At 57.7% G+C, this 14,950-nt stretch carries 15 protein-coding genes and 1 pseudogene; 10 read left to right on the top strand and 6 right to left on the bottom strand.

The window, feature by feature from the left end; all coding sequences use genetic code 11:
* Positions 1 to 56: 56 nt before the first annotated feature.
* On the bottom strand, positions 57 to 374 hold the full coding sequence (locus tag QQM41_RS03355; protein ID WP_339078145.1) for a hypothetical protein: 318 nt from the start codon (positions 372 to 374) through the stop codon (positions 57 to 59).
* Between the two features lie 99 nt (positions 375 to 473).
* Here QQM41_RS03355 and QQM41_RS03350 point away from each other — a divergent pair.
* A pseudogene (locus tag QQM41_RS03350) lies at positions 474 to 1,339 on the top strand (NmrA family NAD(P)-binding protein).
* 25 nt (positions 1,340 to 1,364) lie between these two features.
* Positions 1,365 to 2,168, top strand: a complete 804-nt coding sequence (locus QQM41_RS03345; RefSeq protein ID WP_339077699.1) for a lysozyme inhibitor LprI family protein — start codon at positions 1,365 to 1,367, stop codon at positions 2,166 to 2,168.
* 88 nt (positions 2,169 to 2,256) lie between these two features.
* Here QQM41_RS03345 and QQM41_RS03340 read toward each other — a convergent pair whose 3' ends face one another.
* Complete coding sequence (locus QQM41_RS03340; protein ID WP_339077698.1) at positions 2,257 to 3,696, bottom strand: Hint domain-containing protein; 1,440 nt, start codon at positions 3,694 to 3,696, stop codon at positions 2,257 to 2,259.
* 234 nt (positions 3,697 to 3,930) lie between these two features.
* Here QQM41_RS03340 and QQM41_RS03335 point away from each other — a divergent pair, with 234 nt between their 5' ends.
* From QQM41_RS03335 to QQM41_RS03325, 3 genes are all read left to right on the top strand, one after another.
* Entirely contained in the window at positions 3,931 to 4,587 is a 657-nt protein-coding gene (locus QQM41_RS03335; protein ID WP_339077697.1) for a LysE family translocator, read from the top strand.
* A gap of 111 nt (positions 4,588 to 4,698) precedes the next feature.
* Positions 4,699 to 4,953, top strand: coding sequence for a hypothetical protein (locus QQM41_RS03330; protein ID WP_087651486.1), 255 nt, complete (start codon positions 4,699 to 4,701; stop codon positions 4,951 to 4,953).
* Positions 4,954 to 5,190: 237 nt separating this feature from the next.
* Complete coding sequence (locus QQM41_RS03325) at positions 5,191 to 5,409, top strand: hypothetical protein (RefSeq protein WP_050819308.1); 219 nt, start codon at positions 5,191 to 5,193, stop codon at positions 5,407 to 5,409.
* A 41-nt stretch (positions 5,410 to 5,450) separates the two neighbouring features.
* Here QQM41_RS03325 and QQM41_RS03320 read toward each other — a convergent pair whose 3' ends face one another.
* Both QQM41_RS03320 and QQM41_RS03315 read right to left on the bottom strand, forming a co-directional pair.
* Positions 5,451 to 7,406, bottom strand: coding sequence for a Hint domain-containing protein (locus QQM41_RS03320; protein ID WP_339077696.1), 1,956 nt, complete (start codon positions 7,404 to 7,406; stop codon positions 5,451 to 5,453).
* Between the two features lie 237 nt (positions 7,407 to 7,643).
* Entirely contained in the window at positions 7,644 to 8,495 is an 852-nt protein-coding gene (locus tag QQM41_RS03315; protein ID WP_339077695.1) for a LexA family transcriptional regulator, read from the bottom strand.
* 265 nt (positions 8,496 to 8,760) lie between these two features.
* Here QQM41_RS03315 and QQM41_RS03310 point away from each other — a divergent pair, with 265 nt between their 5' ends.
* Entirely contained in the window at positions 8,761 to 9,114 is a 354-nt protein-coding gene (locus QQM41_RS03310) for a hypothetical protein (RefSeq protein WP_339077694.1), read from the top strand.
* Positions 9,115 to 9,256: 142 nt separating this feature from the next.
* On the opposite strand, the gene QQM41_RS03305 is transcribed toward QQM41_RS03310, so the two are convergent.
* A complete protein-coding gene (locus QQM41_RS03305; protein ID WP_012812583.1) occupies positions 9,257 to 10,642 on the bottom strand; it encodes an IS1380-like element IS1380A family transposase in 1,386 nt (461 codons plus the stop codon).
* A 96-nt stretch (positions 10,643 to 10,738) separates the two neighbouring features.
* On the opposite strand from QQM41_RS03305, the gene QQM41_RS03300 reads away from it, so the two are divergent.
* Genes QQM41_RS03300 through QQM41_RS03285 form a run of 4 tightly spaced genes read left to right on the top strand, consistent with a single transcriptional unit; the run spans position 10,739 to position 12,928 of the window.
* Complete coding sequence (locus QQM41_RS03300) at positions 10,739 to 10,978, top strand: hypothetical protein (RefSeq protein WP_339077693.1); 240 nt, start codon at positions 10,739 to 10,741, stop codon at positions 10,976 to 10,978.
* The gene (locus QQM41_RS03295; protein WP_339077692.1) at positions 10,978 to 11,823 is read left to right on the top strand and encodes a winged helix-turn-helix domain-containing protein; all 846 of its coding nucleotides are present in this window, start codon (positions 10,978 to 10,980) and stop codon (positions 11,821 to 11,823) included. Before QQM41_RS03300 ends, QQM41_RS03295 begins: the two co-directional genes overlap by 1 nt.
* An 18-nt stretch (positions 11,824 to 11,841) precedes the next feature.
* Positions 11,842 to 12,345 (top strand): hypothetical protein, encoded by a 504-nt coding sequence (locus QQM41_RS03290; protein WP_339078144.1) that lies wholly within the window; start codon positions 11,842 to 11,844, stop codon positions 12,343 to 12,345.
* Positions 12,346 to 12,388: 43 nt separating this feature from the next.
* A complete protein-coding gene (locus QQM41_RS03285) occupies positions 12,389 to 12,928 on the top strand; it encodes a hypothetical protein (RefSeq protein ID WP_339077691.1) in 540 nt (179 codons plus the stop codon).
* 87 nt (positions 12,929 to 13,015) lie between these two features.
* Here QQM41_RS03285 and QQM41_RS03280 read toward each other — a convergent pair whose 3' ends face one another.
* Entirely contained in the window at positions 13,016 to 14,782 is a 1,767-nt protein-coding gene (locus QQM41_RS03280) for a Hint domain-containing protein (protein WP_339077690.1), read from the bottom strand.
* Between the last annotated feature and the right edge of the window lie 168 nt (positions 14,783 to 14,950).

Raw genomic sequence — 14,950 nt, 5'->3', positions numbered from 1 at the left:
CGCAGCGTGGCGAAGGGGCAACATAGCAGGGCAAGGATGTTTCCAAAACCCACATATCAGCCAGTGCGGGTGTGCTCTGCCGCTAGTTCGGCCAGTGTTTGGGGGTCATCATGCGCAATGTCATCCGCCAGCGCGTGCAGGGTGGCGGTGCACTCCAGCACAGCCAGCGGGCCGGTGCGGAAGTAAAGCTGCGCCACAAGCGGGGCAATCTGCTCGGCGCAGTTTTGCAAAACTGTCACAATCTGGCGCACGGTGGCGGTATCTTGCGCAAGCTGGCGGGCCATATAGGCGCGCGTGCCGGGCAAAGGCGGCCAGTCCTGCGTGTTGGGCAAGGGGCGCTTGCGGGGGGCGGAAGGCGCTGGCGGTGTGGGCATCATCGGCTTTCGTGCAAGGTGGAGTTTCTTGCACGCTTAGGCAGGACTATGGGGGTGGAAAAGATGCACCGCACCCAGCCGTATGAGGAAAAGAAAAAGATGTTTGCCGTTCTTGGAGCCTCTGGCCATGTGGGCACAGCCGTTACGCAATATCTGTTGCAGCAGGGGCAGGCTGTAACCGTTGTGCTGCGTAACCCCAAAAAGCTGCGGCATGGGCGCAACGTGGGGCCAGTGTGGCGTTGGTGGATGTGCATGATACAGATGCACTGGCGCTGGTGCTCCAAAAAGCGGATCGGGCCTTTTTGCTCAACCCACCGGCCAACCCCGCGCTGGATACGGATCACGCAGAACGCGCTACCGTGCAGTCCATCCTGCAGGCGTTACGCGGTGCAAAGCTGGAAAAAATTGTTGTGCAATCCACCTACGGGGCGCAACCGGGCGCACACTGTGCAGATCTGGGCGTGTTGTATGATCTGGAGCAGGGCGCCCGCCAAACAGGCATACCGCTGTGCTGCGTGCGTGCCGCGTATTACATGAGCAACTGGCTTTCTGCCGTGCCCGCAGCCCGAACATCCGGCAAGGTGATGAGCCTTCTGCCCGCCACGCTGCCCGTGCCCATGGTGGCCCCGCAGGATGTGGGGCATCTGGCAGGCCAGCTTCTTATGGCCCCGGTGCAGGAAGCTGGGGTGTATTATATAGAAGGCCCCACACCGTACACCGCGCAGGATGTGGCACAGGTTTTTGCGCATATTCTGCAACACCCCGTGCAGGTGGAGGACATACCGCCCACCGCATGGCTTGCGTATTACAAGGCCAATGGTTTTTCAGACAAAGCAGCTCGATCTTACGCAAATATGACCGCAATATTCATAAACCAGCGGTATGATCGCCCAACAAACCCCGTAAAGGGTGTTACGGATCTGGCATCCTACCTTCGGGCAGAACTGGCAGGTTGCACCCCATAAACAGGCCCAAGGATGCGCGTGGCACATGAAGATACAAACGGTTTTCCTGCTTGGCGCGGCCAGTGTGCTGTGCACCGTGCCGGCACGCGCTGCGGATAAATGCCCGGGCCTGACAACGCCAGAAATTGTGGCCTGCCAAAAGCAGGGGCTGGATAAAGCGCAAAAGGAGCTAGAGCGCTACAGTGCAGCGGCGGAAGGGCGCATACGTCAATCGGCTGATCCAGAGCACGCTTTGGCGGATTTTCATGCAGCGCAGCAGTATTGGAAGCAGTATCAGAAGGCAGAATGCAACGCCGCATATGCAGCATGGTCTGATGGCACACTCCGCTCCAGCATGGCGCTGGCCTGCATGCTCCGCCTGACCCATAGCCGCACCATGGATATCTGGCAGATGTGGCTGACATACCCCGATAGCATGCCCCCACCTTGCCCAAGCCCGTTTTTACAAACGAGGAGTGATAAGACCGCATTTTTGCGTATGCAGGCGCTTGCGGGGTGTGTGTTAATCCCGCGTGCCCCAGCGCCACTTCCACCCGCCTTTGGTGCGGGTTTTGCACACCCAAAAAAAGGCCGCCGTGGCGGCAAGGTTAAGCACCATCACCACGCCCACGGCCAAAAGCGGCCTGCGCAGGGGCAAAACCGACAGGCCAAAGGTGGAACCCAAAGTAACAGCCAAAAAAAGCCCCAAGGCCACCCAACCCTGCCACGCAATAGGCAGGCCCGCGCCATAGCCAAAACGCTTGGCGGCAAACCATGCAGGCGGAGAGGGGGTATGAGGAGGAAGCATGCCGGTTATTTTACAAAAAAACCGCGCAGCACAAAAGCATGATACGCAAAAGTGATAACTTCTGCCACGTAAAGCAGAGCGTATTGGGGCGCTGTTTTAACACCCCAATGCGTAAACAAGTTTTGGCAGATCAGGCCATTTTAGCGGCTACATCCTGCGCGGTATCGTCCGCAAGGTAGGGCCCGGCAGCGCGAATTTTAACAGACAGCATGCAAATAGCCCCTGCGGTATGCTGTGCAGGCAGGGGGAGTGCAGCGTTGCCGTTTGTCCATGCGCAGTCTGTCCAGTCTGTTGCGTGCCAGCCTTCGGGCTTTTCGGCCTGCAAATGCGCCGTTATGGCCTGATGTTTTGCGGCAGACAGCAGGGTAACTTCCGCCACAGCCACGCCAAGGGTGCGCCGATCATCCACAAACGGGCCAATCACATCCGCCGGGCGGCTGGCGCGGGAGACAATGCGCACCGCCTGCGTGTTGGCAGGTAGAATGAAGTTGTAAGTATCGTTCTTGCAGTTTGCAGGCCAGATGGTGGCGCCGCGTTCTGTAACAAGGTGCAATTCTGGCGCGTGCGTGGTGCGCGGTGCCGTGTATGTGCCCTGTGGTGCGCGAACCGCAATCTGGGAGAAGATGGCTTTTGCAGCATCCCAATCCACACATAGCGGGGCGGCGGCATCTGCCTGCCAGCTTTTGGCAGCCCCACCAAGCTGGATAACGTTACCCTTCTGGGTAAAGCTGCGGCGGTTGCCTGTATCCAGATAGCTTTCTGTCAGCATGCCGTCCGCCATAATCACGGCATGGTCTGGGGTTTCGATGTGGTAATAAGTGTAAGAGGTGATGGATTTATCGTAAAAAATGCTGCTGCCATTTACCAGCATACGGGCGGGAATAAACATGCCGTTAAAGAACAGGCAGTGTTCGGCAGTCAGCAGCATGTCCTTATATGGCACACCATCAGCAATGGCATCTTTTACAATACGCACGGGGTAGCCCGCCATATCGTCCGGCAGGGCGGGGTTTACGGTGCAGTGCGCCATACCAGCCCAACTGAGTGTGCTAACAGAGGCTTCGCCGCCCACATAAGTCAGCACCTCATCCCCGGCGTGCAGATCTTGCACGGCCACGGCACCTTTTGGGGTGGCAATCATGCTGTCTGCCAGAAAGCAGACTGTGAGCTGGCCATTGCTGTTTGTGTTGGCAGCTGAAGCCAGAGTGATATATCCGCTGCCCACATTATAAATATCATTTGGCGCAGTAATGGTGGCAATGGGGGTGCCGTAGCCATCTGTAAGCGAAATTGTGGTGAGGTTTGTGGTCGAGCTATAGGTTATACCGCTGATGCTTGTGGACAGCTTAGAAGCATTGATAAATGTTACGACATTGGTGGAACTGCCACCAAAATCTCCGGTAATTGCAATGTGGGGCCACGGAGTGTTGGACGAGTGGGGGGACAGATTTTCAAGGTCAAGATTACCGCCTTCACCAGTAAAGTTTACGGTAATTGGGTCTGTGCCTACTGTCTTGGCATCCAGCACAACGGTTTGATTGCTGGCAATGGTAATTGTGGATGTCGCCATAACAGATGCTTTCTAAATACGAATTAAGTTTGGAAATGGCTAATATGCTTGAGATGAATAAGGAAACTAAAAATACAAAAGTTAAAAATGTTTAAACTAACGAAAAGTGATGGAACCTTTCATCAACTGTTATAACACGGCTGTGTACCGCCATTTCTGGCGTTGTGGTGGGGGTATGTGTAAAACAGGCTGTGTTTCTCACTATGTTTATAAATATACAGTAAGGCTTGTAGTATGACCTGGCACAACTGGGGTGTGTTCTGCGGCATTGTGTTCTTTCTGTGCGCGATTCCCGGCCCTAACATGCTGCATGTACTGGCCAGTGTGGCGCGGGTGGGCATGGCGCGCGGGGTGGCCACCATGCTGGGCTGCTTAAGTGCGGTTGTGCTGGTGCTTGTGGCTTCTGCCGCCGGGTTGGGGGCTGCACTTGCGGCATCACCGCATCTGTTTGGCGTGCTGCGCATATGCGGCGCCCTGTATCTGATCTGGCTGGGCATACAGGCATGGGTGGAAGGCGGGCAAACGCCCCCGGCCACTGAAGCCACGCCCAGCGTATCCACCACCGTACAGGCAGAAAGTGCGGTGCAGGGCAGCGCATGGGGGCGCTGGCGCAAGGGGTTTTGGGTGGGGCTGAGCAACCCCAAGCTGTTGCTGTTTGCGGCGGCGTTTTTTCCGCAGTTTATCGCGCCCCATGCCCCGCAACTGCCGCAATTTGTGGTGCTGATAACCACCTTCGCGCTGCTGGAAATGCTGTGGTACGGCGTTTACGCCATAGGCGGTTACACACTGGCCCAGCAGTTGCAGCGTCCTGCCATTCGCCGCGTGTTCAACCGCATAACGGGCTGTGTGTTTGTGGGCTTTGGGGCCGTGCTTTTGCGTGGGCGCGCATAGGGCCACGGTAGGGGCAGCTATTCGCTGCGTAGAGTGTGCCCGGCGGGCAAGGTGCGCCATAATACCGCATCAACAGCCCCGTTGTGCGGGCAAAAATAAGGATATCCCCATATGTCTCAGCCCAAAGAATCTGCCCTTGTTGCGCAGGCATTGCAGAGCATTTTAGAAAAATCTGGCCAAAACTGTGTCACCCTGCCGTGGGCGGATGTGTATGCCATAGCAGACCGTAAGCGCTGGACAGATAAAGCCCATGAAGATGTGCGGGATGAACTGCATGATCGGGGCACAACAATAGGTTACGGCAAGCACTTTGTTATTGTGGCAAAGGATGAAAATTTTGCCCCGTTAAAAGGTGTATCCGCGTAATTTTATAGCGGCCTTGTCTTGCGTGCCCCAGCGCCATTTTTACCTGCCATGTGTGCGGGTTTTGTGCATCCACAAAAAGGTTGCTGGGGCCGTGCTTTTGCGTGGGCGTGCATAGGGCCACGGTAGGGGCAGCTATTCGCTGCGTATATTGTGCCACGCTGCCCAGTTGATTACGATACGCAATAACACAGCACCACAGCCCCCGTTGCGCGGGCAAGATGAGGATACCGCCGCCACATGTCTCAGCCTAAAAAGGGATGGCCCAAAAGCTGGCCTCTGGCCGTGGTGTGCTGCTGCGTTATTCTTACGCTCTCTATTGCCGCATTTAGCATGGGCGTGGCGTTGGTGCTGGAAAACAGCGTGGCGGGGCCGCTATGGCTGTTTATTTCCGCCATTACCTATTACATCGCCGATCAATCCATAGAATGGAAGAACAGGCCCGGCGGCGGAAACTAAAACCCCCGCACGTTGGGCAACATGCGGGGGCAAAGTGGGCGTTAGCCGTTGGCGGCAAGTGGCAGCGTAAAGGCCGCCGGAGTGGCCAGATAAGGGCCAGCCTGTAACACTTCCACCGTCAGCAGCGCGGGGCCGCGCGCCGTGGTGGCGCCCAGTGGCAGAAGGGCGTTGCCATCTGTCCACCGTGTTGTGGGCTGGGGCATATCCTGCCAGCCATTTGCGCCATCTTCTTCTGCCAGATGGGCGGTTACATCCACGGCTTTGCCAGCAGAAAGCACCGTTACGCGGCCCAGCAGCACGCCCAGCATGCGGCGTTTATCTACAAACGGGCCTTCCACATCACATGGGCGAGAAGCGCGAGAAACAAGGCGCACGCTCTCTACCCCGGCGGGCAGCATGAAGGAGATATTGCGCCCCATGGCCCGCAAAGGCCGAATAACCGTACCCGCTGGCGTAACAAGGTGCAGCCCGTGGCTGTGGGTGATGTCCGGCTTGGCGGGGGCGGCATTGCGGCCCGCAACTTGGGCCGCACGTGCGGCCAGCACACGCCAGATGGGTTCCACCACATGGCGCGCAGTGCCCAGCGGCACGGCGGCATGTTCTGCCCAGCTTTTGGCCTTGGCCCCAATGGTTACAACATTGCCATCGGATACAAAATTGCGGCGGTTGCCTGTATCCAGATAGCTTTCCGTTAGCATCCCATTGGCCATGATGATGCTGTGTTCGGCTGTTTCCACATGGTAATAGGCGTATTCGGTTATGGAGCGATCAAAAAAGATGCTGCTGCCATTTACCAGCATACGGGCGGGCACCAGCTTGCCATTGGCAAAAATGCCGTGTTCCGCCGTTACCAGCAGATCCTGATACGGCACACCCGGCGCAATGGCATCGGCCAGAATGCGCACGGGGTAACCGGCCATATCATCGGGCAGGGCGGGGTTAACCGTGGCCTGCGCCATGCCAGCCCACACCACCGGGCGCACATGGGTTGCGCCGTTTACAAACGTTAACACCTCATCACCTCGGCGGATGTTTTCCACCGCCACCACACCGTTGGGCGTGGCAATCATGCTGCCTGCCAAAAAGCAGATCACGCCTTGCCCGCTATCAATGGTGATGGTCTGGGTTTCACCCTGCGTAGGCGCATCCTTGTAGGAGCTGTCATACGTGACAGACTTGGGCTGAACGGTTTGGCCTGATGTCGTGGTCAGGCTCACATTGTTGGAGCTGAGTGTGGCGGTTGCAACATCCTGCCCGTTCACGCCCAGCCTGTCTCCCTCTTTCAGGCCTGTAATGGAGACACCTGCGGCCTTGCCATCTGTTGGCAGCACCACCGTGTTGTTGCCCGTGCCAAACACAACGGTGCCTTTGGGCCATGTGTTGTTGCCAAACGTGGCGGTTGCGCCATTGTTCAGCGTAAGCGTGCCATCATATTCAAAATTGGGCGTAAAGGTGGAGGATGTGACCGTAATGGGGCCACTGTAGTTGAGATTGTTACCTTGTGTGCTGACATTGGAGCCATTGGTAATGTTCAGCGCCCCGGCCGTGGCGCCGCTGACCGTGCCGATGACAACATTGGAATGATCAAAGTTCAGCGTGCCGCCAGAGGCCACACCGAACCGGAAGTTTGAGGCGTTCCAGTCCTGCGTAACATCCTTGACCGTGGCCGTGCCGCCGCTGTTGACTGTCAGGCCGCCACTTACTGTCAGCGCGCGTGAAATGGTGGCGCTGCCGCCGTTATCCACTACCAGAGAGGCAAATGCCAGATTGCTGTTGCTGCTGGCAATGCTCAGCTGGCCCTGTACGTCTATAGTCATATATCCCAGATCCGTCACGCTTGACGGAATGGTAACATCTGCTCCAGCCGGAATGGTTACGGTGCCTGATGTGTGAGCATCTGGCGCATTGGGTGCGGGCTGGCCGTTATAGAGCCAGTTGCTTGCATCGTCCCACGCCCCCCCCTGAAGTAGGGCCAATCCATGTGTAGGATGAACCATTTGTCCAAGCCGTATCGGTCATAGAATTGTATAGTCCTGTGCGAACACAGTAAAGCCATTCAACAAGCACATCAGTACTTGATGTTTTTGTTCACTTTAAGGCATTGTTAGGGCGTGGTTAACGCATTTGATAAAATGTATTTACGCAACAGGAAACAGGACCGCAAGGGTCTTGTTAACGAAAAGGTGAGATTTTAATGATCTCTCAATGCGATTGTTGCAAAAAAGCCGCAACACTTATACGCAATGTGCATACCACACAACGCGGCCCAGTATCTGCACGCGGCTGGCGGGCAGGGTGCAGGCAGAAAACCTTTTGTTCTCGCAGCTTATCTGCACCATCGGGCGGGTTTGGGCATCAAACGTGCGTTCTGCCCAGCGGCACACCACGCTTTCGCCATCAAACAGCACAAAAAGCCCCGGTTCTGCTAGGGCCGTGCGCTGTGTATCCATCAGCACCAAATCACCATCACGCAGCAGGGGTTCCATGGCTTGGCCCTCTACGCTCAGGGCGCGCAAATGTTCAGGGCGCGTGTTCAGGCGCTGGGTTATCAGGCTTTCTTCAAAATATTTGGGGCTGCCCAGCATCTGCGCTTCATTATACCGGCCAGAAGTGGTGCTGCGCTGCGCCAGATACGGCACCATAACATAGCCCGGCGGCGCGGCCACTGCGGGCATGGCGGTGCGGGGCTGTGGGGTGCTTCTGGCCCGTTTCATCTGCGCCATATCCAGCGCCAGTTGTGGGGTGTTATCTGGTTTTTCCCGGCTGGAAAAACCATGCACGCGCACTGTGTCACGCGGGTTTTCCTGCGGGGTAAAAGGCGGGGGCAGGTAAGGGGTGCGGCGTTCACGCAGCATCAGCCCCGGCTGGGCATGATCCACACCGGGGAACAGCAGATCCCGCGCGGTGCAGCCCAGCACCGCGGCAATGCATTCCAGTTTTTCTCCACCCGGATTGCGAGACTTCCCCTTGAGAATATCACGCACATAGGTATCGCCCACACCAGCCTTGCGGGCCAGTGCCTTTTGGGAAAGCCCAAGATGGGCCATCCGGCGTTCCAGTTCATCTGCTACGGGTGATCTTGTCATGGGTCTGCACTATTCCACGCCGGGGGGCTTCGTGCAAAAGGGGATATATCCCTCTTTTTTGGGTTGACGCTGCGGGAGTGGTCACCATAGCGTCCGGGTCAGGCCATGTTTTGGTGGTGCAAATGGCCAGCCACCCAAAAACCACGGATACCCCATTATGCCTGTTGCCGGTTCCACTGTATTTAATGTTTCTACAAACACTCTTAAAAATCATAATGTTTTGCAGTTTCCGCGTCTGTTGCGTGCCCCCAAAAGGGGTGGGGTTATGCCCCCCAATGGCCCGGCACTGCAACCGGCTGGGCACAAGGGTGGCACGCCCGCCCTTAAGGGCAAAAAGGGGCAGGGCGCAAACCTGTCCAACCTATTAACGCGGTGTGATACATCACAACATACTGCCGAATCCACCTTGCCCTTGCCAGAAGGGGTTAACGCGCGGGCCTGCCAGCAGGCGCAGCGGCCCGGCACATCGGCGCAGGTGGTGGCCAACATGGTGGGGCTGCGGCGCAAGGGGTATTCCTTCCGGCGTATCGGGCGGGAAGTGGGCCGGTGTATGGAGGGCGTGCGGCAGGTGCTCATCGCGGATTTCTCACACTTGAGGCAATTTCGGGTCATTTTGTAGAATTCAGTCATCCCACAGGAGCCCGATCTGGAATATTGACGATATTCTGCTTCTGGCGGCGGGTTCTGAACGCAGTGAGGGTGTCACGGCCTGAGAAGGCAGTGTTGGTGGAAGCTATGTGGTCTGTGCACTGTCTGTTTCTTCAGATGGCCTGCCGGAGCCTTCGCAATCGTGCATGAGCGAGGGCGAATTCGTGCTGACAGGGGAACATGTCCGGCATGAACAGGACAATCCGACGGACGCTGAGCGTTACACGTGTCGCGATTTTGAGCAGTCGTGCGCGTATGGTGCCACAGGTCGCCGTCTCCAGGCTGGTCTGGCCAAGGGCCAGTCTTTGCAGAGCGGTCAGCAGGACATAGGCTGCGGCCGAGAACCACAGCCGGAGCTGGTTGGCCCGGATGGTGTGGGACGAGGTCCTGTCTGAGAACAGATCCATCTGGCATTCCTTGATGCGGTTTTCCATATCCCCGCGTGCGCAGTAAATCTGTTCGTAGAGATGGCGGGGGTCGGACATTCCCTGCGGTAGCGTGGTGACAATAAAGCGATGATAGCGGTTGCCGTGGCGCCATTCGGCCTTGGCCACGACCCGCCTGCGGCGCGTCCAGCTGTCCTTTGTGATCCAGTCAAAGGAGGCGAAACCGCGCGCAGCTCTGCCTGTCGTGGCGGCTTCGTCACGAACCTCAGCGGACAAAGAGGCAATCCGGTCATACAGGCGGGTGTTGCCTGCAAGCCCGAACAGGAAGTCAACGTGGTTGTCTTCGCACCATGTCATCAGACTGTCCCGGGCGAAACCGCTGTCCCCACGCACCAGGATACGCACCCGGGGCCAGCGGTTCCTAATCTGCTCCACGATCCGGCTGATGTCTGCCAGTGCTTCCTTCCCCGGGTCCCGGTCTGCCGTGCGCAGGGTGGCGCTCAGGAGATGGTCTCCGCAGAAGATGTATAACGGCAGATAGCAGTTATGGCCGTAATACCCATGAAAGGCCCGGCCTTCCTGATGGCCATGGATACGGTCATCGGTGGCATCCACATCCAGAACGATCCGGGCGGGTGCGCGCTCATGCTGGTCCATGAAGAGCGTCACGAACAGGGTAGCCAGGGCCTCATGATCAGCAATGATGCGGCAGTAACGATCTGCCTTGTGGCCACTGCGCTCCAGCCGGTTCAGCGTGGATTTTCCTGCCAGTGCTGCGCAGTTTGCCCGGCCTCCTGACAGACGGCCCGAGGCCAGACCAAAGATCAGGTCATGCCGCAGGGCATCGTGATCATTGAGATCTTCATAGCCCAGTGCCAGGCCCATGATCCGCTGACGGACAAGGTCTTCAACCCGGTATTCCACAAAGCCGGGATGCCGCTTATCGCGAAAACAGGCAGCAAAGCGGCGGCTGAGACCCAGAATGTCATCAGCCTGCTTCACCAGAATGACGCCCCCATCCGAACTCATGCGACCCCCGTCAAAACGGGCCACAACACGCCGTCCACAGGAGGCTGGAAATTCATACGCGCCTGCGCTACACTCTGTCTGCATCGGGTTTTCTTATAGCTTACGAAAATTTCTTTTACACAAAATAGACTTTTTCATAATCTAACCCGATGTACAACCCTTCTGTGAGATTTCCGCGTCATGCGGTATGAAGATGCCCTGAAGGCCCAATCCCCCGCGCACACGCCCCAGCCCAAAGGCTATGCCGAACTGGTGAGAGACCCAGAACCCCTGCCCGTAGGCCACCCCATTGCCATGCGGGGGCTCTGGAAAGGGCTGGAACACTGGCAACCCGCGCCACACACTCCCACCCCCACCACATGGCAGCAGGATGAAGCCGCCCTTGCCCAAGCCCTGCTGTGGAACGGAGGTGCCGCCTAATGCCCTGTTCTGCTGCTTCAGCCTCATCTCCCGCAACACCCGCAGCCACACCCGCCAGCACGCGGCGCAGGTGGTCCAAGTTCTGGTGGCAGGATCATGAGCGAGACCCCGCCTTGCGGTTGTGCAGCCTGGCCGCCCAAGGTTTGTGGATGCGCCTGCTATGCCTGATGCACGAGGCCGAGCCCTACGGCCATTTATGTGTAAACGGCAAACCCCTGCACCCGCGCCAGATTGCCCAGATGGTGGGCGTAGGCCCCCAGCAGGTGCGCCGCTATATGGCAGAGCTGCAAGATGCCGGCGTGTATGCCACCACGGCGGAGGGCGTGCCGTATTCTCGCCGCCTGGTGCGAGACCGCGCAGCATCCGATGCCGGGGTCGCATGGGGCCGCACCGGGGGCAACCCGCAGCTTAAGCCCGATGCCCCCGCAACCAAGGCAGGGCAGGGGATAACGCCCCCACCCGAAACCAAGGTTATGCTCCAAGAAGCAGAGGCAGAAACAGAGGCAGAAGCAGAACATCCCCTCACCAAGTTCGGGCCGGACACGGATGCGCGCACGCATTTATTCAAATCTGGTCTGGCGTTTTTGAAAAAGGCCACCGGCAGGCCAGATCGTTCCGCCCGTGCCATTCTGGGCCGCTGGCTGAAGCTGACGGGGGATGATGCCGCCGTGGTGCTGAACGTGCTGGCCGAATGCGCCCGCTTTAACCCCGCAGAACCCGTGGCGTGGATAGATGCCACCCTGCGCACCCAGTTGCAGATGCGCCCCGCGCCAGAAGAACCCACCAGCCAGCATGCTCGCCGCATGGCCGCGTGGGATGGCGTGCCGGATGTGGAGGGCGTGTAAGTGCCGCACCCTTACCCCATGCAGGCGCAGGGGGCGCGTGCCGTAACGCACCCTCCCCACGGCGGAGGCTACACGCCCGCGCCGCCAGATATACAGGCCCTGTTTGCCGCAAGGCGTGAGGGTGTGGCGTTAACCGCGCAAGATATGCCCCCCAATATGGAGGCACAGGTGCAGGCATGCTGGCAGCGCGTGCAACTGGCCATGCAGCCGGTAAGCCAGCCCATTGTGGCGGCGTGGCTGAAAAAGCTGGGGCAGTTGGTTTCCAACCCACCGGGGGCGGCGGATGCCGCAGCGCAGTGCCGCGCCATTTATGAAGTGTGTGCCGATATGCCAGCCGGGGCGTGGTGCCCGCAGGCGCGTTTGGCATGGGCGCGGCAGCCTGCGCGCAATGGTTACCCGGTGGGCGCGCGCTGGCCTGCTCCGGCAGAATTGCGGGCTGTGCTGCTGCCTTTTGCCAACACCATCTGGCGCGATGCCCACGGTTGCAAGGCCCTGCTGGGGCTGCACACGCGCACGCCATAACCCACCCACATTTTGCAAACACCCTTAAAAACACGGAACACACATGAAAACACAGGCCGCAGCCCAGCCCACAACATCCGCCCCCGCAGGCCTTATGGCGCAGGCCACGCTTAACAGGCCGCGCCGCACGGTGCAGGGGTTGCTACAGGCGGGGGATATTACGCAGGAGGCCGCCGATGCTGCAGAGCGATGGTGCCGCAACTATGTGTTTGGTTATTTTGATTATCTGGAACACACCACCCCAGCGCCGCAGGGGCAAAGCGTGCGGCATGATGCCGTATCCTGGCAGATGGTGCGGGCCAAGGCCATGGCGCGCATTACGGCGGTGCGCGATGCGCTGGGCCTGTGTGCGCACCAGCGTTTGCGCATGATGCTGGTGGATGATCTTTCCTTCCGCGCAATGGGGGAGGCGTTGTTCCCCAACATTTCCAGCAGTTCTGCCCAGCGCAAGATTGCGGCGCAATGTGCCTTGGTGCTGGAGCAGCTTGCCGCGCTGGAGGCCACATTCCGCCGTGCAGAGCAGGCTAAAAAGGCCGGAAGGCGTAAAAATACACGCACGGAAAAGGAAGTTTTGCAGGGCTGAACCGCAGGCACGCACGCAAGAAAAAAGGAGCCAATGCACCCGCACTGGCTCCTTTTTTGCAAAGCATATGCTGTGCTGTGCGATTTTTTACGCCAGAGCAGCCTGCGCCTGTGCCGTATGTGCGGGCACAGTGTAAGCCCCTGTTGCCAAAACCTGCACATGCAGCAGGCAAAGCCCCTGCAACGTGGCGGGCAGCGGCAGCTTGGCGTGGCCGTTTGTCCACCGTGCGTGGCCAGATATTTCTGCCGCGTGCCAACCTTGCAGATCTTCGGCCTCAAGATGCGCGGTTACGGGCTGGTGCGTGCCAGCAGAGGTGATGCTGACTTGCCCCACTGCCACGCCCAATGTGCGCCGGTCATCTACAAACGGGCCTTCTGCATCACACGGGCGGAAGGTGCGAGATGCCAGATACACATTTTGTGCCCCCTGTGCGGGCAGCATAAAGGTGTAAATGCCGTTTTCATGCCGCAGCGGGTGCACGCTATGGCCCTGCGCGGTAACCAGATGCAGGTTGGGCTGGGCAGATGTTTGTGCAGCCTGTTGTGCAGTGGTGTTTGCGTAAAGTGTGTTGCCACGTTCTGCCAGAGTGCGGAACAGGGGTTCTACAAACGTGCGGGAGGTTTCCAGCTTGGCGGCGGCATCCTGCGCCCAGCTTTTTACGGCGCCACCAATGCGGGCCACGGGGCCTGCCTGCGTAAAGCTGGCGCGGTTGCCTGTATCCAGATAGCTTTCTGTAAGCATACCGTTGGCCATAATAACGGCGTGGCCTTCGGTTTCTATATGGTAGTAATCATACCCGGCAAAGCTTGTATCGTACACAATGGATGTGCCGTTTACCAGCATGCGCGCAGGCACAAAACTGCCTTGCATGTACAGGCAATGTTCTGGCGTAATCAGCAAATCTGCTGCGGGCACGCCATCTGCAATGGCGTTGGCACGCACGCGCACGGGGTAGCCTGCAACATCATCCGCCGCAGCCGGGTTGGTGCGGGCGTGGGCCTTGCCTGCCCATGTAATGCGGCGGGCAACAGGCTGGCCATCTGCTGCAAATGCCAGAACTTCCTGCCCTGCAACAAGGTTTTCTACTGCCACATCACCTTTGGGTGTGCGGATCATGCTGCCGGGCAAAAAGCAAACCAGAACACCCGTTGTGCCGCTGCTGTTTTGCGCTGTGGCGCTAAGGTAAAGGTTGCCCCCGCTGGTGGCCTGATAAAGCGTTTTAGTGGCGGGGGTGTAATCTCCATTCACAACAATGCTTATGCCGGTGTTGGTGGTAATGGTTGTGTCCGAGCCATTATACGTAGCATTTGTAACGTAGCCCGCGCCGGGAACTTCGATAGTGGCCCCTGCGTTGCTAAAACCATCAATATTGGTGAATGTTAGAATTTCTATCCCGCTTGCGGGTGTGACCACCAGCGTGCCGCCACCGCTGCCAAATGTAATACCTGCACCGCTGAGCGCGGAAATTTCGGATTGCTGCACAACACCCATATTAATGGTGCCACCGTTTTCTATAGTGTATGTTGTGCCGGTAAGGGCGGTAATAATATTGGCGCCGGTAAGGGAAATGGTGCCGCCATCTGCTGTAAAGCTGGAGCCCGTAATCAGGCCCAGTAAGGTAGAGCCCACATCAACAGTAACGTTTGCGCCATCTTCTGCCGTAACGCTGTAGGGGTTGATGGCGCCAATAAGTGTAGGTGCAAAATCAAGCTTGGCTGTAACATTGCTTCCTTTAAAGGTAGCCTCCGCTCCGCCAGTAGATACAAGGCCCACAACCCAACCTGCTGGGAAAAGTGTATAGCTTCCGCTTTTGGTGACAGTGTTGTCATAACCATAAAGACCGGACATCGGCATATTCCTAAATGCTGTACTGGAAATAAAGAATATTTCTGATTCTTGCATGTATAGTATGGGAGAACGCTGATGAGGCGGTATGGATATTTATTTTCATAAATAGTAAAGTTATGAAAAAACTGTTTAAATATAAACAACAGTTACAAAATTAAAATTAAGACATAATTA

This window comes from Acetobacter sp. AC2005 (assembly GCF_037901235.1).
Lineage (GTDB): Bacteria > Pseudomonadota > Alphaproteobacteria > Acetobacterales > Acetobacteraceae > Acetobacter > Acetobacter oryzoeni.
Note: the sequence above shows the minus strand (reverse complement) of the source record. Positions and strands in the feature narration are given on the sequence as shown.